The sequence below is a fragment of the Methanosarcina sp. DH2 genome (assembly GCF_020804225.1).
GTDB lineage: Archaea > Halobacteriota > Methanosarcinia > Methanosarcinales > Methanosarcinaceae > Methanosarcina.
Genome location: NZ_WJBI01000017.1, coordinates 20300 through 44538, shown reverse-complemented (window position 1 = coordinate 44538; position 24239 = coordinate 20300). Strand labels below are relative to the sequence as shown.

Annotated in this window: 9 protein-coding genes; 4 read left to right on the top strand and 5 right to left on the bottom strand. The window is 40.3% G+C overall.

Features of this window, described 5'->3' with window-relative positions; genetic code table 11:
- Positions 1-226 precede the first annotated feature (226 nt).
- The gene (locus FXV91_RS16255) at positions 227-724 is read right to left on the bottom strand and encodes an inorganic diphosphatase (RefSeq protein WP_229391727.1); all 498 of its coding nucleotides are present in this window, start codon (positions 722-724) and stop codon (positions 227-229) included.
- 883 nt (positions 725-1607) lie between these two features.
- Between FXV91_RS16255 and FXV91_RS20295 the strand changes: the two genes are divergently transcribed.
- Together FXV91_RS20295 and FXV91_RS16245 are read left to right on the top strand one after the other, a co-directional pair.
- Positions 1608-4364 carry a NosD domain-containing protein gene (locus tag FXV91_RS20295; RefSeq protein ID WP_229391726.1) on the top strand — a complete coding sequence of 919 codons (2757 nt, stop codon included), beginning with the start codon at positions 1608-1610 and terminating at the stop codon, positions 4362-4364.
- Between the two features lie 341 nt (positions 4365-4705).
- Entirely contained in the window at positions 4706-7519 is a 2814-nt protein-coding gene (locus FXV91_RS16245) for a NosD domain-containing protein (RefSeq protein ID WP_229391725.1), read from the top strand.
- A gap of 165 nt (positions 7520-7684) precedes the next feature.
- On the opposite strand, the gene FXV91_RS16240 is transcribed toward FXV91_RS16245, so the two are convergent.
- From FXV91_RS16240 to FXV91_RS16225, 4 genes are all read right to left on the bottom strand, one after another.
- Positions 7685-10435: a DEAD/DEAH box helicase gene (locus FXV91_RS16240; protein ID WP_229391724.1), complete on the bottom strand. Its 2751-nt coding sequence runs from the start codon at positions 10433-10435 to the stop codon at positions 7685-7687.
- Positions 10436-12127: 1692 nt separating this feature from the next.
- On the bottom strand, positions 12128-12685 hold the full coding sequence (locus FXV91_RS16235; protein ID WP_229391723.1) for a LemA family protein: 558 nt from the start codon (positions 12683-12685) through the stop codon (positions 12128-12130).
- A gap of 21 nt (positions 12686-12706) precedes the next feature.
- On the bottom strand, positions 12707-14563 hold the full coding sequence (locus FXV91_RS16230; protein ID WP_275948907.1) for a DUF2207 domain-containing protein: 1857 nt from the start codon (positions 14561-14563) through the stop codon (positions 12707-12709).
- 494 nt (positions 14564-15057) lie between these two features.
- Positions 15058-16977, bottom strand: a complete 1920-nt coding sequence (locus tag FXV91_RS16225; protein ID WP_229391722.1) for a DUF2207 domain-containing protein — start codon at positions 16975-16977, stop codon at positions 15058-15060.
- A 351-nt stretch (positions 16978-17328) separates the two neighbouring features.
- On the opposite strand from FXV91_RS16225, the gene FXV91_RS16220 reads away from it, so the two are divergent.
- Complete coding sequence (locus FXV91_RS16220) at positions 17329-20238, top strand: PAS domain S-box protein (RefSeq protein WP_229391721.1); 2910 nt, start codon at positions 17329-17331, stop codon at positions 20236-20238.
- A gap of 395 nt (positions 20239-20633) precedes the next feature.
- The gene (locus FXV91_RS16215) at positions 20634-24011 is read left to right on the top strand and encodes a PAS domain S-box protein (protein WP_229391720.1); all 3378 of its coding nucleotides are present in this window, start codon (positions 20634-20636) and stop codon (positions 24009-24011) included.
- The last annotated feature ends 228 nt before the right edge of the window (positions 24012-24239 follow it).

Here is a 24239-nt window from a genome sequence, read left to right as displayed (position 1 = left end):
ATAAAAAACTTTCATCCAATGTCATAAATATAAATAAAAAGTAAATTATTACCTTGAAACCTCTTAAAAATGCACCCCTATTCTGTGAAAGTTTGGGAATCTGGTCGTTCACATTCACACGGCTGCCAATCTCCTTTAAAAAAGAAATTATGCTGCCGATAGTATATGTCCCCACTTGTGAACATCCCACAACCCAAAACTAAAGGATAACTCATCACTGATTACGTTATTTATTTTGTTCAATATGTCGAGATTTAGCTTCCCGGATTACATTGACTGCTGCTTCGAGACCGTCCCAGCCAATAACCTTCACGTGTTTGTGTTCTAAATTCTTATAAGTTTCAAAGAAGTGAGTAATTTCCTTTAACAGATGAGGAGGAGCCTGTTCAATCGTTTCTATAAAATTCCATAAAGGGTCGTTCTTCGGGACACAGAGGATTTTTTCATCTCTTCCTTTATCATCTTCCATGTCAAATAATGCAACCGGATGTACATCTATTACACATCCCGGAAATGTAGGTTCCCATGTCAATACCATGGCATCCAAAGGGTCACCGTCACGCGCTAAAGTATCGGGAAAAAAGCCATAATCACAGGGATATACAATTGAAGAAAAAAGCATTCTGTCAAATTTAATTACTTTCCTTTCCTTATCGTACTCATATTTGTTCCGACTTCCTTTTGGAATTTCGATAAGCACACTTTCAACCTGTCGTTCAGTCACATTAACACTTCCTTTATGGGCTCATCCCAAAACCTGATTTAACTTCATTATTGCTGTTAATATTATACTTCAAGGTATGATATTCCTTTAATTCTATGTCCTGGAAATACTTCTTTGCATACCCTATCCAGCTAAAGAACCTTTTGCTTGAAAGTTCATTAAAGATTTTCTGATAGATACCGTGCTCATATTGGTAGAAATGGAATTTATGAACTATCTATGAACTATCTATGAACTATTTACTAACTGTTTACTAACTGTTGGCTAGAGCCATAGTGATGAAATCATTTTGATTTCATGAATAATTCACTTCTATTTATAATTCCAGCATAATATTAGTTTCGGATAGGCTCAAAAATAAAACAATAGCTGGCCCAAAATCCGAAACCCTGAATTCGCCAGAATAAAGTAATCTGTGATCTTCTTTTGTGCTGCAGAAACATACCCACATTCTACTTTACTTTAAATTTCTCCTTATGTTACTTCTCCTTATGTTTATAGATACGCCGAATTAAAGGAAACTGGAAAATATAAGTCAAAAAATAGACAAAAGCCTATGACAGACGTAGTTTTCGCAAACAGCTCTTTCCCTGTGCTTTAATTAAGTGTAAAACTGTCTGTACAAAAACTTTCATTTTTCTCAAATGTATAAAGGTGCGTCTGAATTGAATGCAAAATTAAGAAATAAGAAGCATTAAAAAATAAATTAAAAGATTTTTGACCTTTTAAACTGAATCTAACTTTCTAACCTGCATTGTTTTTACTGAGGAAGCAATCAGGAATATATAATAAAGGAAATAAATCCTATTAGCTCTTGAATAACTGATCTTTTTTAAGGGCCCTATTAATTTCATATTTCTGGTTTAAAGGGGGAAAGTAACAGGTGTGGGTAAATAAATTAACCGTTCTTTTAGCGGTTGCTGTCTTTCTTATAGTCACGGTTTATAGCCCTGCATCCGCCAGGGTGATTACAGTCGATAATAATGGTTCAGGTGCAGATTTTAAATCAATCCAGGAAGCAGTAAACAATTCGTCGGCTGGAGACATTATTCTTGTTTATCCGGGTCTCTATAATGAGAGTGTGGATATAAGGATACAGAACATAAGTATCCTTTCTAATTCTGAAAAGCCTGAAGATACTGCTGTTCGGGCTTTTAATCTAGGTGCAAATAACATTACTGTAAGTGGGTTTAGCGTACAGGAAAGTTTAACCGTACGGGGATATGATGACTATTATAACTATCCAGTTGAAAATTGTACTGTTAGGAATAACATGCTGAGACTGGGTATTGATGCTTATGAGTGTTACGATTCTACTATTGAAAAAAATATAATTTTAAACTCAGGCATCGGTGTACATAGTTTTGCTGCAGCTAATTTCACAATTTCTGATAATCTAATTGTTAAAGGAAATATTGACGTTTATCAAGGACCAAATTATTGTGTTTTGCTTAATAATACTCTTTTAAATGGTTGTATAGCGTTGGTAGAATGTGGTTACCACAAAGTTCTCGGGAATTATATTTCAAATGGTTACGGAATTGGTCTCTGGGAATCTTATTCCAATGAGATAGAAAATAATACGGTTGTGAATTGTAGTAATGGCATCTCTATGGAATTTCTCTCATCGCAGAACATAATTAACAATAACACCCTGACGGCTTGTAATGATAAAGGAATTTGGATCAAAGGTTCTGGAGGAGGAAATTCACTCTTAAATAACACGATTTCAAATAACAATATTGGGATATGGTTGGAAGGGGATTCTTCGAATAACCTAGTGGCAAATAATAAGGTGGCACTAAACAAAGAATGTGGAGTATATCTAAACGGAATTGCCTATACAGCACCGTTTAATAGAACAAATCGGTTCTACAACAATATATTCAACAATACAATCAACTTCTTTAACGACACAAGCAACCATTATACTACAGAAGTAAACAATAGAGCCGGAGTAATTCCTGTTGCCTTGAACACTACAAAAACCTCAGGAACTAACATTGTAGGTGGACCTTACCTTGGTGGGAATTTCTGGGCAAATCCAGATGGGACCGGTTTTTCTCAAATTTGCGCGGATTCGGACGGGGATGGGATTGGTGATTTGCCCTATAATATCAATGGGACTGATTTTGATTATCTTCCGCTTGTATCTGTATCCAGATCGCAAGAATCCATAATTCCCTTTGCAAACTTCAGTACCAACATTACGCATACTCTTGTCCCACTCTCTGTCCAGTTTACAGATCTCTCGCAAAATACTGTTGCATGGAGTTGGGACTTTGACAATAATGGAATATCGGATTCTACAAGCCAAAATCCGGTTCATGTGTATGCATCCCTGGAAACCTACATTGTCAATTTAACAGCAAGCAACGGAAAAGAGACATCCTCAAAAATTCAAGAAATAATTGTGCAGGAAGCTAAAATTCCTCCTGTAGCAAATTTTAGTACCAATGTTACAGGTGGACAGGTCCTTCTTTCAGTCCAGTTTACAGATTTTTCGAAAAATGCAACAGCAGTAGTATGGGATTTCAACAATGATGGAATTCCTGACTCTACAGAGAGAAACCCAGTTTATGCATATACCTATCCTGGAAACTATACCATTAACCTGACAGTAAACAATACAAAAGGTATGGACTCAAAATCATCTACAGTAACAGTATCTCCTGCACAGCGTCTTGAAGGTAAACTCGTCCTGACGGAATATCAGATTACCACCAATAAATCAGATGAGACAAAACCCGCCATCTACGGGGACAAAATAGTATGGCAGAGTAATCATAATGAAACTTATACTGTACATCTATACAATATATCCACTTCTTCGGAAACTCCCATTGTCAGCAGAAACAATTCCGAATTTTTCCCCACTATCTATGATGACAGGGTTGTGTGGCGGGAATCCGGGAAAATATACCTGTACAATCTCTCAACTTCTACCAAAACTCTGATCTCGAATCGGTTGGGAATATATCCTGCTATTTACGGCGATAAGATTGTCTGGCAGGGTGAATGTAATGGAGACTGTATATATATGTATGATATCTCTAGCTCAAAGCAAGTTCGGATAACAAACAATAAATCAGCCTCTTATCAGCCTGCTATCTATGAGAACAGAATAGTGTGGGAGAGTCGCCCAACTGTCAATGGATCTTCTAAGATCTTTATGTATGATCTCTCGACTGAAAAGGAAACTCAGATAATTACAGATGAATCCCATCAGCAATCTCCTGCCATCTACGGGAACAGGATTGTCTGGGAAGATTACCGCAATGGAAACAAGGATATCTACATGTATGATCTATCTACTTCCAAGAAGATCCAGATAACCACCAGTGGATCGGCATGGAATCCTGCTATCTACGGAGACAGAATTGTGTGGCGGGACAACCGCAATGACAAGGAATACATAGAGAACTCAGATATCTACATGTACGATCTATCTACTTCCAGGGAAATCCAGATAACCACCAGCGGATCAGCAAGCTCTCCAGCTATCTATGGAAATAAGATAGTGTGGGAGGATGGACGCAGTGGAAATGCCGATATTTATATATGCACTATCTCGGAACAGGATGAAGAACCGCCTGCTGAAGACCTTTCTGCATTCCCGACCCCTGAGACATACTGTTAATCATAAAATACAACAGTGTCGAGACAAACTTTTCACATTATTTCCTTCAACTTATCAGGAAAATAAGGGATAAAATCTATTAAAAACAAAAATAGTGACCTTTAGATACTTAAGTATAATATAACTTCTCAACCTGCTATATTTTCCTTGAATAAAAGATTAGAGTTATATAAATCCACAAAATAAGGTTTATTAGCTCTTAAATGGCTGAATTCTCAGGATTTCAATTCTTCTCAGGATCTCATAGGATTTTATTAATTTCATATTTCTGGTTTAAAGGGGGAAGGTATCTGGCGTGGGAAAGTAAATTAACCATTTTTTTAGTAGCTGCTATTTTTCTTTTGGCTGAGGTTTGCAGTCCTGTATCTGCCAGGGAGATTACGGTAGATAATAATGGTTCAGGTGCAGATTTCAAATTGATTCAGGAAGCAGTAAACAATTCGTCATCAGGAGATATTATTCTTGTTTATCCGGGTATCTATAACGAAAGTGTGGATATAGGAATACAGAACATAAGCATCCTTTCTAATTCTGAAAATCCTGAAGATACTGCTGTTAGGGCTTTTAAACTTAGTGTAAACAATATTACCTTAAGCGGGTTTAAAATACAAGAAAACTTAGTTTTAAAAGGTCGTAATGGTGAACTCTGGTATGCTAAAATTGAAAACTGCACTGTTAAAAATAACATTTTGGAACTAGGTATTGGGGCTGATGATTGTTATAATTCCACTATTGAGAAAAACATAGTTTTGAAATCAGGTATCAGTGTAGTTGGTCCTTGGGATGATTCTAATTTTACAATATCTGACAATTTACTTGTCGACGGAGGTATTGGTATTTCTTACGGATCGTATAGATGTCTTCTGCTTAATAATACCCTTCTCAAGGGTGGCATATGGGTGAGTGAAGGCGGTAGCCACAAAATTATTGGTAACTATATTTCAAATGGCCACGGAATTGGACTTTTTGAAACTTCTTCTGACATAGAAAATAATACGATTGTAAATTGTAGTGAAGGTATCTGTCTAACCCGGCTCACGGGGTCTAACATAGTTCACAATAATACTCTGATGTCTAATGACATAGGAATTTATGTTGGGGACTCAGGAGGCAACTCATTTTTAAACAACACTATTTCAAAAAACAACATTGGGATATTGTTAAGCGGCTCGACTATAGACCACGCAGGAGCCAATTCACTTTTAAACAACACCATTTCAAACAACAATATAGGAATATCATTAGAAGGCGATTCTTCCGGTAATCTGGTTACCAATAACAGGGTGGAACTAAACAAGCAATACGGAGTATATATCAAACAAGTTAACTCTGAGGTTCCATATAATGGAACTAATCGATTCTACAATAATATATTCAATAATACAATCAATTTCTATAACGATACAGGCAACTATACAGGCAATTATTTTATTGCAAAGGCAACAAACATCAGCGGCGGAAAAAATACTGTTGCTCTGAATAACACAAAGACCTCAGGCACTAACATTGCAGGCGGATCTTACCTTGGCGGAAACTTCTGGGCAAAACCTGACGGAACCGGATTCTCTCAAAACTGCAACGACTGGAATACAGATGGGATCGGGGACTTGATCTATACAGCCAGTGCGTATGATATTGATTACCTTCCTCTCGTCTCTATGCCCAAAGACCGGCAGCCAGTATTTCCTATTGCAGACTTCAGTACTAATGTAAGCAGTGGTTATGTACCTCTTTCTGTCCTGTTTACAGACCTTTCCCAGAATGCAACATCCAGGGTATGGGATTTCGACAATGACGGAGTCGCTGACTCTACCGGTAAAATGCCAGTCAACATATACCCTATATCCGGCACCTATACTGTCAATCTGACAGTAAGCAATGAAAACGGTACTTCCTCGAGACTATATCCAGTAATAGCGTCCAATAGGCCTCAATACACTCTCACGGAGTCTCAGATCACTACAAATAAATCAAATCAGACAATGCCTGCTATTTACGGGGATAAAATAGTGTTTTTTGATGATCGAAGTGGGTTGGGGAATTACAATATTTACGTGTATGATCTCTCTACTTCCAAGGAAACTCAGATTACAATCAACGGTTCTTCCCATGGCTATACTATGGGACCTGCAATCTATGGTGATAGAATAGTTTGGAAGGGGAATCGCAATATCAATGGAGTATGGGAGAACTTTGGTATACGCGTCTATAATCTGTCTACCTCTAAAGAAACTCCAAACACAAATAGTATAAACGCGTTCGAGCCTGATATTTACGAGGACAGGGTAGTCTGGACGGATGCTCGCTATGGAAACGCAGATCTTTATATGTATAATCTCTCCACAGCCCGGGAAACGCAGATAACTACAAATGAATCAACTCAGGATGATCCAGCTATCTATGACGATAAGATCGTGTGGCGTGATTGGCGCAATGGAAATAATACATCGAGTAAAACTGATATCTACATGTATAATCTCTCTACATCTACAGAAACTCAAATTACCACCAGCGGATTGGCATCGAATTCCAAAATTCACGGTGACAGGCTAGTTTACGTGAATAATAGCCATATTTATATGTACAATCTCTCTACATCTACGGAAACCAGGATCACCACCTATGAATCAAGACAGGATAATCCTGCTATCTACGGTGACAGGATAGTATGGATGGATGATCGCAATAGAAATGCCGATATCTACATGTACAATCTCTCTACTAATACGGAAACTCAGATTACCTCAAACAAATCAGAGCAGGGAGCTCCTGCAATCTATGGCGACAGGATAGTTTGGATGGATTGGCGTAATAAATACAGACTGGATGGTCATCCTGACATAGAAAATGCGGATATTTACGTGTGTACTGTCTCAGTAATAGAACCATCACTAAAAACGCCTGTCTCTGACTTCTTTGCGAATACAACATCAGGAAATGCACCCTTAAAAGTATTATTTACTGACAACAGTACAGGTGCACCGATTTACTGGTTCTGGGATTTCGGAGATGGTATTAATTCAAAACACGCTTTAAACGCAACTCATACATTTACTGAACCGGGAAAGTATGATGTAAGTCTTACCGTAACGAATGAAAACGGCAGCAACACCAGAATCATGCCTGGGTATATTACAGTCTCCGAAAGTAAATGAATATCTTAAATTGAAAAATCAGTGAAAAACCGAAAATCAGTAAAGTCAGGGCTAAGGAGCAAATCGGAAGCAATTGATCAAATATGGCAAACAAATCTTTATGATAAAGTCAACCCCTTAGCCTTGATGGCCAGATTTGAGAACTATTATCAGGCCTGTTATTTATCAGTTTACTTTCCTGATAATCAGTTTCTTCACAACCTTTTTTCCATCCTTTTCGTTAACATCTTCGTCAATATTCTCATTCTCTTTATTTTCGGAAATTTCAATCCATACCCTGAAGTTATAATCACTGCCTGCCCCAAGGTCACGGATACGGATTTCCAGGGGCTTCTCCTTTGCAGGTTCTTCGTTTCCCCTGAACTTCTGCTGGAATATTTTTACCACAGCTTTTTCCGGAGCAGGGGCTGAAACAACTCCGATCATTCCCCCATTTTCGTCCGTGGCAATGAATGTCTTTTCCTTTTTCTCCTGCCCTGCCTGAGGTTCCTGTTTTATGGTTTCCCGCCTGAGCTGCTTCCTGACTCTGTCAAGGGCATCCCCGGAATCCGTTTTTTGCGAGCTCTGCTTGAGGGCTCTGGCTTCGGAAAGGTGTTTTTCTTTTTTTTCGGGCGGGATGTAGGGGACTTTTCCCAGGAGTTCGTGCAGGAGCATAATTGCAGCGTGCTTGTCAAGGGGTTCGTTATTGTTTCCGCATTTGGGAGACTGGATACAGCCAGGGCAACCGCTTTCGCAGGGGCAGCTTTCAATGGCTTTTAAGGTGCCGTCCAGTACCTCTTCGATCAGGTCATAGCCCTTTTCGGCATATCCGACCCCTCCCCTGTGTCCATCGTAGATAAAAATCCCGCTTTTGCCTCCAAGGTCAGGATGGGACGGAGTTGAAACCCCGCCTACATCACTCCTGTCCACTAGCAGGTGCAGAGGGTACATGGAAATCATTGCATGCTCGACAGCATGGATCCCGCCTGCAAAGTCAAGCTTATGCTTTCCGATCAATTCCTGAAGCCTGTCTGGAAGTTTAAGCCAGAGGGCAACTGTCTGGAGAGTTATCGGAGGCATTTCAAGGTCATGTGCACTCATGATCTCGTCGCTATGGGTCCTGATTTTCCTGTAACCTATTATCCTATCAGTTACCTCTACTTCCCCAAGCCCGACCTCTACCTCAGGAGCGTGCAGGAGCGGCTTTACCGCATAGGTCTCCTGCACCAGGACTGACGAATCTATCATGGGTTTTGTGTAATAGCTGTCGTGTGTTTTTATGGCATGGATCTCCCTTTTATCATGGTCGATCCTGTTTATGTAGAAGGGTTCCCCTCTGTGCATGTAGACCGCACCCGGATGACACTCCCGGAAAGCCAGTGTCTCCTCTATGTCCTTTTCGAGGGGAAAGCTCTTCTCCCCTTCAAAGGCAAGAAGAGAGTAAGTATTGTTATCTATCCCCCGCAGAGAGACGTGTTTATAAGGAAAGGGGTCAGTGGAATACTTCATATCACTGCCTGCAAGCAACCCTTCGGCTTCCAGAAGCTCGACAACTCTTGAATACCCTTTGCCAAAGTACTTTTCATCGGATGCCCTGAGAGGAATTTCTTTTGCTGCGCAGAGCAGGTGCCCTGCAAGGATATAGGGGTTTTTAGGGTTAAGAACTGCGTTTTCGCTGCTCCTTGCAAAAAAGTCGTCCGGATTTCTCATATAATACTGGTCAAGGGCATTTGTGCCGGCTACCATAAGGACAAGACTTTCGTTTCCGCTCCTGCCTGCCCTTCCCGCCTGTTGCCTTGCGCTCATGACCGTACCGGGATAGCCGTCAAGAATGCAGGCATCAAGCCCTCCGATATCTATTCCGAGTTCGAGGGCGTTTGTTGAAATAACGCCCCTGAGCTCTCCCGAATTCATCTTTTTTTCGATTTCTTCCCTTTCCCGCTCAAAATAGCCGCTCCTGTAAGAGCAGACTGCAGAAGATAGACCACGTTCTCTTAAAAGTTCCCTGCAGCTTTTATACATGCGTTCCACTCCCTGCCTTGACCGCGTAAAGGCAAGTGTCTGGAGCCCAGCCTGGACTGCCCGCGTGAAAAGAGTTGAAGTTTCGGAAAAGCTGCTTTTCCTGATCGTAGACCCTCTCCCGTTAAGGTAAAGTGGAGGGTTCCAGAACACGAATTTCTGGGGACCATGTGAAGACCCGTTATTCTCAACCACCTCTGCCCCTCTCCCCAGGAGGGTTTCGGTATGCTCTTTCGGGTTTCCTATGGTTGCCGAACAGCAGATAAACTGCGGGGAAGCCCCATAGTATTCCGCAACCCTGAGAAGCCTTCTGAGCACATTTGCCATATTGCTCCCTATAACTCCCCTGTAGTAATGGCTCTCGTCAACAACAATGAATTTGAGGTTTGAAAAAAAACGCCTCCAGAGATGGTGCCAGGCAAGGAAACTCATGTGTACCATTTCAGGGTTTGTGAACACAATATTCGTCTGCCCTTCCCTGATTTCCCGTTTCTGGGCTGCAGTCAGGGCGCCGGTATAACGGGCTATACCTGCCCCGGAATTAAGTGCCCCTTCAAATTCAAGAAAAGCTTTCAACTGATCGTTTACAAGGGCATTGAGAGGAGAGATATAAAGGGCAGTAGTCTCAGGTCCTTTCATAATAGTTTCAAAAATAGGGATCATGTAAGTAAGGGACTTTCCACTTGCCGTACTTGTGCAGAGCACTATGTCTTTTCCTTCCCTAACCTCTTCGATCGCTTCAACCTGGTGGGAATACAGGGCTTCAATCCCGATGCCTGAAAGGGCAGCTTTAATCTGTGCCTTAAGCTCAAGAGGTGAATAAAGCGCATTCCTCGAGGGTGTTTCTTCAATATGAACTATCTGGTTTTCATAGCGACTGGAAGCTTTTATTTCATTTAGCAGGCGGGAAATTTCCATTTTTCGACTCCACTTTATTTCACATTTATATACATCATGTTTTGCTAGTCCACATCGGGGCTAATATTTGGAGCTAATATTTAATTTTTTATTTTTCCGATGCAGATGAAGATTATGCTTTGACCTGATCCAAGCTTAACAGCTCAAATGTGCGGCGCGGGATAGAATAGATAAGAGATACAATTCAGCTTGCCCTTGAGTAATATTAATCTATTGACTACTTACCGGCTGCACTTCCCGAGTTTCGCTTCCCAAGTTTCGCTTCCCGAGTTTCGCTTCCCGAGTTTCGCTTCGGGAGCACGAGGTCTGTTTCACTCGCTTCGCTCGCTCAAGCAGACTAATTTATAAAATCACAGATTTTACTTCCCTAATTTCGCTTCGGGATCACAGGAAATCAGAGACTTTCTGGGACTTGCACTGCAAGTGCAACAGCAACAAGGTCCTTTTCGTTTCGCTCAAAAGGACCAATCTATGGCTTATAGCAGTGAACTTCATTCAAGAGAATAAATTATAACTTTTTGACCCTTACAGCCCTATTCGCTGTACCAGGTCATTCCTGTCACGTTCGACGCAGAAGAGCGGCCTTTCCTAAAAAGAAGAGAAAGAAAAAAATAAGAAATCAAAAAGTAAAAATCACCTGATGAAACCGGATATCCACAGAAAAACAGGAAAACGCCGGAAAATAATGTGAAATAAAAAAATGGTAAGCTTTAGAACAGAAAAAACAGACTATTTGAAAACAAGAGGAGCATTTCAGTCTCTTTCAAGCTTCATTTTATTTATCTTCTTTATTTGTCTTCTTTATTTGTCTTCTTTATTTGTCTTCTTTATTTGTCTTCTTTATTTTGTATTCTCTTAACTCTTTCTTCTTTATGGGAAAGCCCGCCAGACAGGCTGGCGGAGGAATTCGATGCCATGTGAATTAAAAAGACGTTTCCGGGGTGGAGGATTTCTTTTATGACCTGTACATAGTATTAGCTATACCTGACCATTCTTGTACGCTCGACGAAAGAAAGCGGCTTTGCAGACAAAAAAGAAAAAGAAACGAGTAAGTAAGGATGATTGAAAACGTGTGTGAACTACTCCTCCCTGAATTCTTCGCCTTCCGGCTCAGTTTCGAGGGATGAGCTTCCTACGAGTACATTATCTCATATGCCTTTGGATCTCAAAGATCCTCAATTCCTCAATAAACCTGTTTATCGTAGATTTCCAGTAGCAAGCTACCGAAAGCTCGTCCACAGAGCATTTTGCAATAGGTTTCACAACCTTCAATTGCGAGATACTCAGTCAAGCTCTACTGTTCACCGTTCAAACTTTTACCTTCGAAACTTCTTCGACGAACCTTATAGTCTAAGTTCAGAAAGTTTGTACCTGACAGTTCCGGCTATTCCCTACTTTGTTACCACGAGGGCGAGGAAGAGCTACGGATAACATGCAATAAGAGTTGAAAGTATAAGAAAATTTATGGAATCAATAACAATAGAAGGTGTGAAAGTTGACGGCTTTCATCCCCCACCTGCCATCTCGGATAAATCCGACCTGTCGAGGAAGGGGACTTCTCGCCTTAGAGTTAAAAGGTTCACAAGTAGAGTAACTCTGGGAACTGATCAGAGATCCAAAAAAAGTAAACCAAAAAATAAACTAAATAAAAAAATAAGTGACTGAGCCAGTAATCTGAGCCAGCACACGATATCAGAACTCAACTTTCGGGGTTTCCCATTCTGCTTGCAGGGTTTCAAATAACTCTTTTTTCTGGAATCCCGTGATAGAAGCAACAATATTTTTTGGAATTGTCTGAATACTGATGTTGTATTTCATAACCGTATCATTATAAAACTGTCTTGCATAGGCAATTTTGTTTTCGGTTTCCATAAGGTCTTTCTGGAGCTGCATAAAATTCTGGTTGGCTTTCAGGTCAGGATAATTTTCTGCAACTGCAAAGAGGGACTTAAGGGTGGAAGAAAGGTAATTTGATGCTTCTGCCGTTTCATGTACGTTATTTGCAGACATTACTGCAGCCCTGGCTTTTGTAATGTTTTCTAAAAGGGTTTTTTCGTGTTTTGCATACCCTTTAACTGTTTCTACCAGGTTAGGGATAAGGTCATAGCGCCTTTTTAGCTGGACTTCTATCTGAGCCCAGGCATTTTCTACCCTGTTTCTTTGCTTTATAAGGTCATTGTAAATTATAACGAAGAGCAAACCGAGAATTATTACTGCTACTACCAGAATTTCTGCTATCAAATAGACCACCGTCCGTTTATCAAAATAGTTTTATCGGGCACCGCCGCCGCCTCCACCCGAACCGCCGCCCACGCCGCCTACTCCACCGCCTCCACTTCCGCTTGAAGATGGGGCGGATGATGAGTAGGCTCTCCCGAAGCCGGAACCGAACTGGCCGTAACTGTGGTGCACATAATAAAAGTGACTCGCTTTCAGCTGTTCAGAAGGGACGACTAAAGACATGTTTTTAAGAACTTCTTCTGCAACTCCCAGAGCAGTTGCATACACCAGATAAGAATCCCAGATCTTTATCGATTCCGGGGGGTGCTCTTTGAGCGCAGAAAAATCGGTAAGATATTTTTCAAAGTTGGTCCAGCGTTTATAATAGAGCCTTCCTTCAGGAGTCCAGCGTCCCAGTACCTTTTCGAATGCCCCGGAGAAAATTATCATAACCAGCCCGAAAAACCCGCTTAAAATCACCAGTATATTCATGCTTGATACAAGGGGAAATGAATTTGAAGGGAAATAGTTAGAGAGTGCAATAAAATAAACAATTGCAGCTATTAAAGTTACTATACCGAAAATACTCATATATGTGTTCCCTGTGGACCGGAAGAATTTCTCAATTACAATATGCCTTTCAACCTTTTTATTCCAGGCGAGCATAAATTGATAGAAATCAGTTCCTCTTCCAAGTTCTTTTTTCAGTTTATCCCATGAGATTTTATTTCCGGAAGCATGTTTTTTCAATAAATTGAACACGTCTTTCTCGAAATCTGCCAGTTCAGGGAGGTTTCCTTGAGCTTTTGCATATGATTTGGGGCTGACAAGTTCAATTAAAATATCTTCGGATTCGGATTTGAACAGACCGAATGCCCCGTTTTCTTCTGATTTAATAGTGAGAAGAGAAATGTAACCAAGGTTAGCAAGGTTCATAACCGTAGCAGTAAACCCGTCCATTGTAGGAGTGCCTATTTTCCCCTGCATGATGGCATTGACCACGGCAGGCCTGGAATCTGTAGGTGGTTCCCTCTCATATATCGCCTCATAATCTATTTTTGGCTCTCTTCCGTACCTGAAATAAACGAAGAAAGGAAATGCCAGGACAAGAAGAGCAAACAAAATTGTCAGATAATAAAGGTTCTTTAAGATCGAGCCTTTTGTTTTATACTCGTTCTCAATAGCTAATATTTCTTCAAGTCCCTCTTCATCGTCTATCTGGACCAGACTGGAATTGGGAGATTCAATTCTGGGAAAAGCAACCCTGATTTCATACCATTGGTAGGAGGGAATTTCGTTTGTCTTTAAACTGAGGATATTCTGTTCCACGTTTGCATTCTGAGTATAGCCAGCCGGATGGATCCAGTACTGGATCTCACTTTCATTTTCCACAGGGAGCGCGATGCTTCCTCTCAGGCTTCCCAGAGGTTTTTCCCATTCTTCGCCCCAGAGCTTATAGTGGAATTCGGAAATGTCACTGTGGACTTTGACTGCGCCGTAATGGTCGTAGGAAACAAAAAAAGTCACTTTTTCCGGGGTGGGAGTCGGAAGTTCACCTATCAACTCATACCCTTCGGAAGCAGGTTCGACTCTGAAGGTACATGCTTCATCTGAACAATGCCCCTCTATATTCCGGATAGATTCCCCGGAAGACACCTCCAGTATTCTGAAAACTTCGTTGTAATTCCCTTCAAATGTGTATGAAATCGATTCTTCAACATGGACTATGCCGTAGGGATCTATAGTTATATTCGTTGTTGCTCCTTCCAGCGCATAGTCTCTTGCACTGGCTGAGGGCACAAGGCAGAGAAGAACCAGCAGAAGAGCAGTCATTATCGCTATTTTCAGTACCGTAGAATTAATATTTGCTTTTCTGATAGGTTCAACAGAACTTTTTAAAAGCCGCAACCAGATTCCTCCAACTCTATATTATTTTAAGAATACTAATATTTTGCCAGAGTTTTCTTAAAAATCGGAAAAAACAAAAAGTTGGAAAAAAAGGCACAGGCATATTTTGTTATTTTCGATTTTTTGGTGGTCCACAGTTAGTCGGTTGATTATTATAGGGCAGCCTTAATGGCATCTTTCGACCTTTCTTTAAACCTTTCTTTAAACCTTTCTTCAAACCTTTCTTCAAACCTTTCTTAGAGAAGTAGTTATGAGTTTTGGGATCAGCTCTATGGATAGAAATCCGGTTTAAGTGGTCAGGCTTTTGATTTCCTGTAATCTGCAACCCGGCACTGTAACATATTCCAAAGCTGGTTAATTCTGGCTGTTCTGATTAATTCTGGCCTGTTGATTCTCATGTTGATTCTCATGTTGATTCTCATGTTGATTCTCATGTTGATTCTCATGTTGATTCTCATATTTCTTTTCGGTGGCTCTCTAGGTAACATGAGTACTTATTCAGCACCGCCGCCCCTATTCCCAAGACCACCACCTATATCGCCACCTTCCCCGTCTGGACAGTATGGAGAGCAGGTATTTCCATATCTGTGGTCAGACTGATTATAATAGTAACTTATTGGACGGAAGTAGCTCTCTTTAAGCTGTTCAAAAGGAACAACCAGGGACATATTTTGAAAAGCCTGCTTTGCAACTCCAAGAGAAGCCGCATATACCAGATATAAATCCCAGGTCTTTATTGATTCAGGGGGGTATTCTTTGAGAGCAGAAAGGTCTGTTAGATATTCTTTAAAATTATCCCAGCGTTCATAGTAGAGATTTCCTTCAGGGGTCCAGCGTCCGAATGTCTTTACGAACATTCCGGAGTTTTTTGTCATAAAGAACCCTAAAATACCGATTAAAGCGGTCAGTGCATTAATCTTTGACACCCGGGGAAACTCGTCGGAAGGGAAATATCCGGAAATTGTAATATAATAAACAATTGCCGCTATTAAAATGCCTCGAGAAAACCATTTCATATATAGATATCCTGTTGATTGGAAGAACCTATTAATTTCAGTATGGGTTTGAACTTTTTTACTCCAGGAAGTAATAAATTGATAAAAATCCATACTACCGTCAAGTTCCTTTCTAAGTTCTTTCCAGGAGATTTTTCTTTCAGAAGCATGGTCTTTTAACAGGTAAAGTATATCTTCTTCAAAGTCTTCCAGTTCAGACAGGTTTCCTTTAGCTTTGGAATATACATCATAGTTAAGTTCTATCATAAAGTCTTCTGGCTCGGATTTTGGAATATGTGATGAGCTTATCTCTTCGGGTTTTAAATTTCGCAAAGAAATATAACCACGATTAGCAAGATCCATGAACGTAGCAGTAAATCCATCCATTGTGGGAATACCCATTCTCCCCTTCATGATGGCGTTAACTACAGCAGGTTTGGAATCTGCAGGCAGCTCTCTCTTATACTTCTCTTCGTAATTTATTTTCTTTTCATAATTTGTTTTCTCCTCGTAATCTGTTTTCTCTTCGTAATCTGTTTTTAGCTCTTTTCCATATATAATGTATATAAAGAAAGGAAATATTAGGACAAAGAGCAAAAAGTAACTAGTTATTCTATAAAGGCTTTCTAAATTCAACTCTTTCTGCTGATATTCTTTCTCAGTAGTTAATATTTCTTCAAGCTTTTCTGCATCATCTACCTGAACAAAGCTGGAGTTTGGGGATTCGATTCTTGGAAAAACCGCTCTGATTTTATACAAGTGAGAAGGGGGGATCTCTTTTGTCCTTAAATTGAGGACATTATTTTCTATACTCTCTTCCTGCGTATAGACAGCCGGACGAGTCCAGTATCGGATTTCATTTCCGTTGTCCACCGGAAAAGTAATGCTTCCCTTGAAGCTTCCAAGAGGTTTTTCCCATTCTTCTCCCCAGATCTTGTGAAACTCAGAGACGTCATTATGAACTCTGACTGCTCCGTAATGGTCGTAAGAAATAAAGAATGTCAAATTTTTCGGAGCAGGTTCCTGAAGCTCACCTATTAATTTACAGCCCTCAGGAATTGTTTCAACTCTGAATTTACATGCATTGTCCGAACAGTATCCCTCTATATTCTGAATAGATTCTCCTGTCGACGTGTTAAGCATTCTGTAGACATAGGTATAATTTCTGTCAAATGCGTATGAGATTGCTTCTTCAACGTGAACTACACCATTCGGGTCAATAGTTATATTCGTTGTCGCTTCTTCGAGTGTGTAACCCTCTGCACTGACCGAAGGTACCAGAAAAAGGACAGATAGCAAAACAATGGTTATTTTCAAGACATTAGAACTAATGTCTAATAAAGTAGAATTAATGTTTGATACAGTAGAACTGATAGTTGATCCCCTGGCAGGTTCAAAAGAACCATTTGAGAGCCTCAATCAAGTATCCTCCAACCCCACCTTATTCCTCAATATGGTATTCTCCTGAATCCTCTTAAGACTTGGTTCCAGAACTCAGTTTTTTAATCTATAGTATTGAGAAGAAAAATCAATTTATGAGTAGTCTTCAAAAGGAAAATTACAGAGACAAATGGTTAATTCTTACTTTTATATAAGCATTCAATTATATAACATTCAACAATGAAATTAATTTCTGTAAAGATACATCTAGATTTAGATTGAGTAAATCTAAATCTAGATAAAGCAGCATAAAACTACATTATTGATAGAACACGCTTGAAATAAGGACAAAGAATCTTTCAACTTTATACTCGAATGTCGGAGAGGAACATGCAAGATTACATCAGAGTTTCCGGTGTTGAGATCATTGGTGACATATGCTGGGGAACACATTTCTGCCAGTTTTACCAGACAAAAGAAGATTTGTTATACATACTTGTCCCTTATTTCAAAGCAGGGCTGGAAGATAACGAACTATGTATCTGGATCACATCAGAGCCTCTAAATATCCAGGAGGCGAAAAAAGCCCTGAAAAGGTCTGTTCCTGATTTTGATGTGTATCTGGAAAAAGGGCAAATTGAGCTTATTTCTTATGCTGATTGGTGTTTAAAAGAAGGTATTTTCAATTCAGGGAAGGCCACGGACAGCTGGGTTGAAAAACTTAACAATGCCCTTGCCATCGGCTATGAAGGGTTGAGAACGGCAGAGAATTTTTGCAAGCTGGAAAGAGAAAACTGGAGTGATTTTGTAAATTATGAGAAAAGAGTAGGTTATATCACAGGCAGATATCCGATGATAACTCTATGCACTTACTTCCTTGATAAATGCAATGCAACCGATATAATCGACATTATAGCAAATCACCAGTTTGCTTTGATTAAAAGAGAAGGGAAATGGGAGCAAATCGAAAGTTGCGGGAGGAGAAATATTACCGAGACCAAGAGCGCTAAAGAAGCATGCATCAGCGAGGAACACTATAGATCTCTGTATGAAAGTAGTTTCGATGGGATTTTGCTTACCATGCCCGATGGAACTATTCTTTCTGCAAATCCTCAAGCGTGTTACCTCTTTGGCATGACTGAAGATGAGATCAGACAGGCAGGGAGAGAGGGGCTGGTAGTCAGGGACGGCAAGCTTGCAGCAGCACTTGAGGAAAGAGAACTGGCAGGCCTGGCGAAGGCCGAACTCACATTCAGACGAAAAAATGGATCAACTTTTATCGGTGAGACCTCGTCCAGCCTCTTTGCAGACGCTGATGGCAGTATAAAGACAAGCATGATCATTAGGGATATTACAGATAGTAAAAAAGCTGAACATGCCCTGCGGAAAAGTGAGGAGCGCTACAAAATGCTTTTCACACACATGACCGACAGTTTCGGCCTTGTAGAAGTTATCTATAATGATGGCGAGCCTTCAGACTACCGTTACATTGAGATAAATCCTGCTTTTGGCCGGTGTTTAGGCGTAGAGAGGGAACAGATGTTAGGCAGGACTATGCTGGAAGTATTTCCCAATGTAAGCCCAATAGCGCTCGAAAAGTACCATAAGGTGGCGATTTCAGGCCAGCCAGTTCACTTTGAGATTTTTAGCCAGATGGCGAATAAATATCTCGATATTTACGTATTCAGTCCTGAGAAAGGTAAATTAGCACTGATCCTTAGAGACATTACCGGGCGCAAGCATCTGGAAGAGAAAACTCGCCAGCGAGCCGAAGAAATGGAAACGATAATGGAAGTGGCACCTGTATCTATCCTGATCGGTCACGACCCGCAAGGTAACAACATCACAGGCAATCGGATGGCAAACGAACTTTTCAATGCCGAATCAGGAGAAAATATCTCACCTAATCTTACACAGTCAATACGCTTCTTCCGGAAGGACCACGAGTTGACCGCAGACGAATTACCCATGCAAGAAGCCACCTTAAAAAATACAGACGTACGCGATGTAGAGATAGACGTGCTGATGCCTGGTGGAAAATGGCAGACCATTCTCGCATCAGCAAGCCCGCTACATGATGTAAACGGGCGTGTGCGCGGGAGCGTGGGCTCATTTATTAATATTACCGAGCGAAAAGAAGCAGAAACAAAATTAAAAGAAACACTCGACAATTTAGAAAAACTGGTTAGAGAACGCACAGCAGAGCTTGAAAAGGCTTACAATTCTTTAAAAGAAAGCGAAAAAGGTCTTGCTGAAGCTCAAAAGATGGCCCATGTTGGGAACTGGGAATGGGAAATTGAGACTGAGAAATCATACTGGTCTGATGAGCTGGACCACATTTTTGGACGCAGTCTTCAGGAACCGCATCCAACTTACGAGGAATTTTTAAATCATATACATCCCAACGATAGAGAATATGTATATAATACTGCTATGAAAGCCATAAAAGGAAAGCCTTACAGTATTGATTACAGAATAATCCGGGCTGATGGGGAAGAACGCACAGTCCATATGCAATCCGAAGTTATTTTTGATGACAAAAATACTCCTGTTCGAATAAAAGGAATAGTTCAGGACATTACCGAGAGAAAAGAAGCTGAAGAAGCCCTGGCAAAAATGGAGAATATCCGCATAAAAGAAATCCATCACAGGATTAAGAATAATCTGCAGGTAATTTCGTCCCTGCTTGACCTGCAGGCCGAAACCTTCTCTCATCTTGAAGTTTGTAAGGTTCCGGAAGTTGTCAAAGCATTCATGGAAAGCCAGAGCCGCATTATTTCTATGGCTCTCATTCATGAAGAGCTATACAGAGGAGATAAAATAGACACACTTGACTTTGCAGCTTACCTGAGGAAGCTGACTACGGATCTTTTCAATTCTTACAATCTTGGTAATAAGGAAATCAGTTTCAATCTGGAACTCGAGCAGGTTTATCTTGGAATGGATACTGCAATCCCTCTTGGAATTATTGTAAACGAACTGGTTTCAAACTCTTTTAAGCACGCTTTTCCTGCAAGACGGGAAGGCGAAATCCGCATAAACCTTCGCATAGCCGATTTTACCCCCAAAAGTGATATTTCCTGTCAAAACATGGATCATATAGGAAAAAAAGACTTCCATTATGTACTTGAAGTATCGGATAATGGAAAAGGGATTCCTGAAGAAATAGATTTTGAGAACTCCAGTTCCCTTGGGCTACAGTTAGTAAATATTCTTGTTGAGCAGATAGACGGCTGTATAGAGCTAAAAAGAGATCATGGAACAAAATTCACTATATGGTTCAATGATATAAATATATGAACCAGTAATTTTTAGCTAGAAAATGTAGTTAGGTATTTTTTATTGAGAAAAATATTATAAATAGAATATACAATAATTATCCACAAAGCTTTTTCCGGTAAGACTTGCGTTTTCAAAGCCTCATTATCGGATTAAACCTGCTATTTCACCAAGACAAAAAGCAGAATTTTTGAATTAAAGTTCTGCCGACAAGCCAACGGTCTGGTTAAAAAAGAGTTTCAGGATATACTTCCCTAAGGGATTGGATATTGTTGCGAATTTTTGTAGTACCTTAGGGGAAATAACCGGCTTAATATTGAATTATAGGTGGTCTTGGAAAGGTGATCTTGGAATATAGATAAGGAACTCTTAATCAATGTTTTTTGACTTTATTTCTAAAAGTCGGGGACAATTAGATGGAAAATGAAATCAGAGATTCTGGCATTGATGTCATCGGAAATGTGCCGTGGGGAACACACCTTTGTCAATTTTATCAAACAAAAGAAGACTTAAAGCATATACTAATTCCATATTTGAAAACAGGACTGGAAAATAACGAATTCTGTATCTGGATCACCTCAAAACCTCTGGACAAGGAAGAAGCAAAAGCAGCTCTGAAAAAGACTGTTCCTGATATTGATGTTTATCTGGAAAAAGGACAAATTGAGATTATTCCCCATGCTGACTGGCATACAAAAGAAGGTGTTTTTGATTCGAAGAAAGCTTTAAACAACCTGACTGAAAAAGCCAGTCAATCTTTGGCCAGTGGCTACGATGGCTTGAGATTCATTGAGAATATCTGCTGGCTGGATAATAAAAGCTGGAATGATTTCGTTAATTATGAAGAAAGGCTGGATTCTGCTACAGGCATGTATCCAGTGATAGCTCTGTGCACCTATTCCCTCGAGATATGCAGTGTAACTGATATAATTGACATCGTTACAAATCATCAGTTTATTTTGTCCAGGAAGAATGGGAAATGGGAGAAAACGGAAAATACAGGAATGAAAATTACTGCTGAGTGCACGCAGGTTGAGCAGACACTGCGGGAGACTGAATTACAATATAAATCTCTGTATGAAAACAGCCTTGATGGAATTTTACTAACCAAGCCCGATGGCACTATTCTTTCTGCAAATCCTCAGGCATGTTACCTTTTTGGTATGACCGAAAATGAGATTATACAGGCGGGAAGGGAAGGTCTTGTAGTTAAGGACGAGAAGCTTGCGGCTGCACTTGAGGAAAGGGAGCTAAACGGTCGGATGAACGCCGAGCTCACGTGCAGACGAAAAGATGGATCAACTTTCGTATGTAATGTTACATCCAACCTTTTTGCAGATACAGATGACATTATAAAAACGAGCATGATTGTCAGAGACATTACTGAGCGTAAACAGGCTGAAGAAGAACTGCGTCAAGCGTACGAGCAGATTCAAAAACAGTCCAGGGAGCTGCAAGTATTCCATGAGGAGTTGCAGGCTCAGCATGAGATACTTCATGAAGTAAATAAGGCACTTCGCGAGAGCGAGGCACGGTTGCAAGTTATAGTTGCAAACTCCCCGGATATTATTTTCGAGCAAGACCGCGACCTGCGTTATACCTGGATATATAACCCGTTATACCCATTATCTGCATCGGATGTAATAGGTAAGACAGAAGCGGATTTGCTGCCACCAGACCAGGCACAGCAACTTGAGTCGATCAAACATCGGGTGCTCTATACAGGAAAGCATGAGCACGTTCTCTTACAGCTATCCCCTGGCGGTGAACCACGATGGTTTGAAGCTATCTACGAACCGCGATACGATGCTGCCGGGCAGATAACTGGTGTACTCTCCTACACTCGTGATGTGACAGAACGTAAAAAGATAGAGAAAGAACTGCAAGAGAGCGAGGTAAAATACCGCAATATCGTAGAAACAGCCAGTGAAGGTATATGGATAGGTGATCCCGAAGCCAGGACTATTTATGTTAATAAAAGATTGACTGAGATGCTGGGGTATACTCCGGATGAAATGATTGGCAAATTTGCCTGGGACTTTGCCAGCGAGGAAGAAAAGCAAGTTGTCAAAAAGAATATTGAAAGAAGATGGCAGGGTATTGACGAGAGCTATGAGTTTAAATTTATACGCAAGGATGGCTCACCCCTATGGGCAATTGTAAGTTCAAAATCCCTCTTTGATGACGATGGCAAGTTTACAGGCTCTATGAGCATGCTTACCGACATTACCAGGCGTAAAAAAGCAGAAGACAAACTGAAGGAAACACTCGACAGTCTAGAAGAGAAAGTTAGAGAGCGAACAGCAGAACTTGAGGGAGCTTATAATTCTTTAAAAGAGAGTAAAAAAGGTCTTGAAGATGCTCAAAAAATGGCTCATATTGGGAACTGGGAATGGGATATTGTAAATGATAAATCTTGTTGGTCTGATGAAACTTATCGGATCCTCGGACTCAGCCCTAAAGAACTCAAACCTGCCTACGATGTATTTTTAAGTTATATACAGCCAGATGATCGAGATTACGTAGATAATGCGGTTAAACAGGCTTTAAACGGAAAACCTTTCAATATAGATTTTAAAATAATTTCAGCTGACGGAACAGAGCGTATAGTCAATGAGCAGGGAGAAGTTGTTTTTGATGAAAAAAATAACCCGGTTAGAATGAGGGGGACGGTCCAGGATATTACGGAAAGTAAGCTTGCTCAGCAGAAAATACAGGAGAGTGAGGAAAGATATCGATCATTCATAGAAAACTTCAAGGGAATTGCTTTCCAGGCAGACGAGAACTTTATTCCGGTATTCATGCACGGGACAGTTGAAGAGATTACAGGATACAATGAAGAAGATTTTATGTCCAGGCAGCCGTGGAAGGATATAATTCATTCCGAAGACCTGCCCCGCATTTATGAAGAAGAGGAAAAGGTTCGAAATTCTCCATATAGAGCGTATGGAGAAATCGATTTCCGGATTATTCACAGGGATGGAAAAATAAAATGGGTGCACGAAATCTACCAGAAGATTCCTGGAAATAACAAAACCCCGGATAAGTACCAGGGTGCGATATATGATATTACCGAGAGAAAAGAAGCTGAAGAAACTCTGGCAAAGCTGGAAAAAATCCGCATAAAAGAAATTCACCACAGGATTAAGAATAATCTGCAGGTAATTTCATCCCTGCTTGACCTGCAGGCAGAAACCTTCTCCAGGCTTGAGGTTTGTAAGACTCCGGAAGTTGTCAAAGCTTTCATGGAAAGCCAGAGCCGCGTAGTTTCTATGGCTCTCATTCATGAAGAGCTATACAGAGGAGATAAAATAGACACTCTCGACTTTGCAGCTTACCTCAGGAAGCTAACTACAGAGCTTTTCAGATCATACAATCTTGGAAATAAAAATTTCAGCTTCAAGCTGGACCTTGAGCAGGTTTATCTCGGCATGGATACTGCAATCCCTCTTGGAATCATTGTAAATGAGCTTGTCTCAAACTCTTTTAAATATGCTTTTCCTGCCCGAAGCAGAGGCGAGATCTACATAAACCTTCGCAGGACTGAAGCTTCTGCCTTCAAAAATGGTATTTCCTGTCAAAATAGAGATTATATAGAAAAAAAAGGTTTCCATTACACACTCGAAGTATCGGACAACGGTAAAGGGATACCGGAAGGAATAGATATAGAGAACTCGACTTCTCTTGGACTCCAGTTAGTAAATATTCTTGTTGAACAGATAGACGGCTGTATAAAGCTTGAAAGAGATCAGGGAACAAAATTTACTATCTGGTTTAGTGATATAGAAGTATGAGCAGTTATGTTGTTATGTAGAATCCATACTTTTTTCTATTATCTTATTTTTCTCTCGTTTTTCGCCTATGTTTCTTTTTTCTTTTTCTTTTTCTTGTTCTTGTTCTTTTTCTCTAATTCTTTTCTTTTTCTTGTTATCTAATTCTTGTTCTCTAATTCTTTGTTTCTAAAAAGCTTTCTTAAGGGCAAAGCTTTAAATCAAATGATTCAGTTGTATCGCATGTTTCAT

Excerpts from the sequence above, each read along its gene's own strand:
- FXV91_RS16240 (WP_229391724.1), bottom strand. The coding sequence starts at position 10,435 with ATGGAAATTTCCCGCCTGCTAAATGAAATAAAAGCTTCCAGTCGCTAT.
- FXV91_RS16220 (WP_229391721.1), top strand. The coding sequence starts at position 17,329 with ATGCAAGATTACATCAGAGTTTCCGGTGTTGAGATCATTGGTGACATA.
- FXV91_RS16215 (WP_229391720.1), top strand. The coding sequence starts at position 20,634 with ATGGAAAATGAAATCAGAGATTCTGGCATTGATGTCATCGGAAATGTG.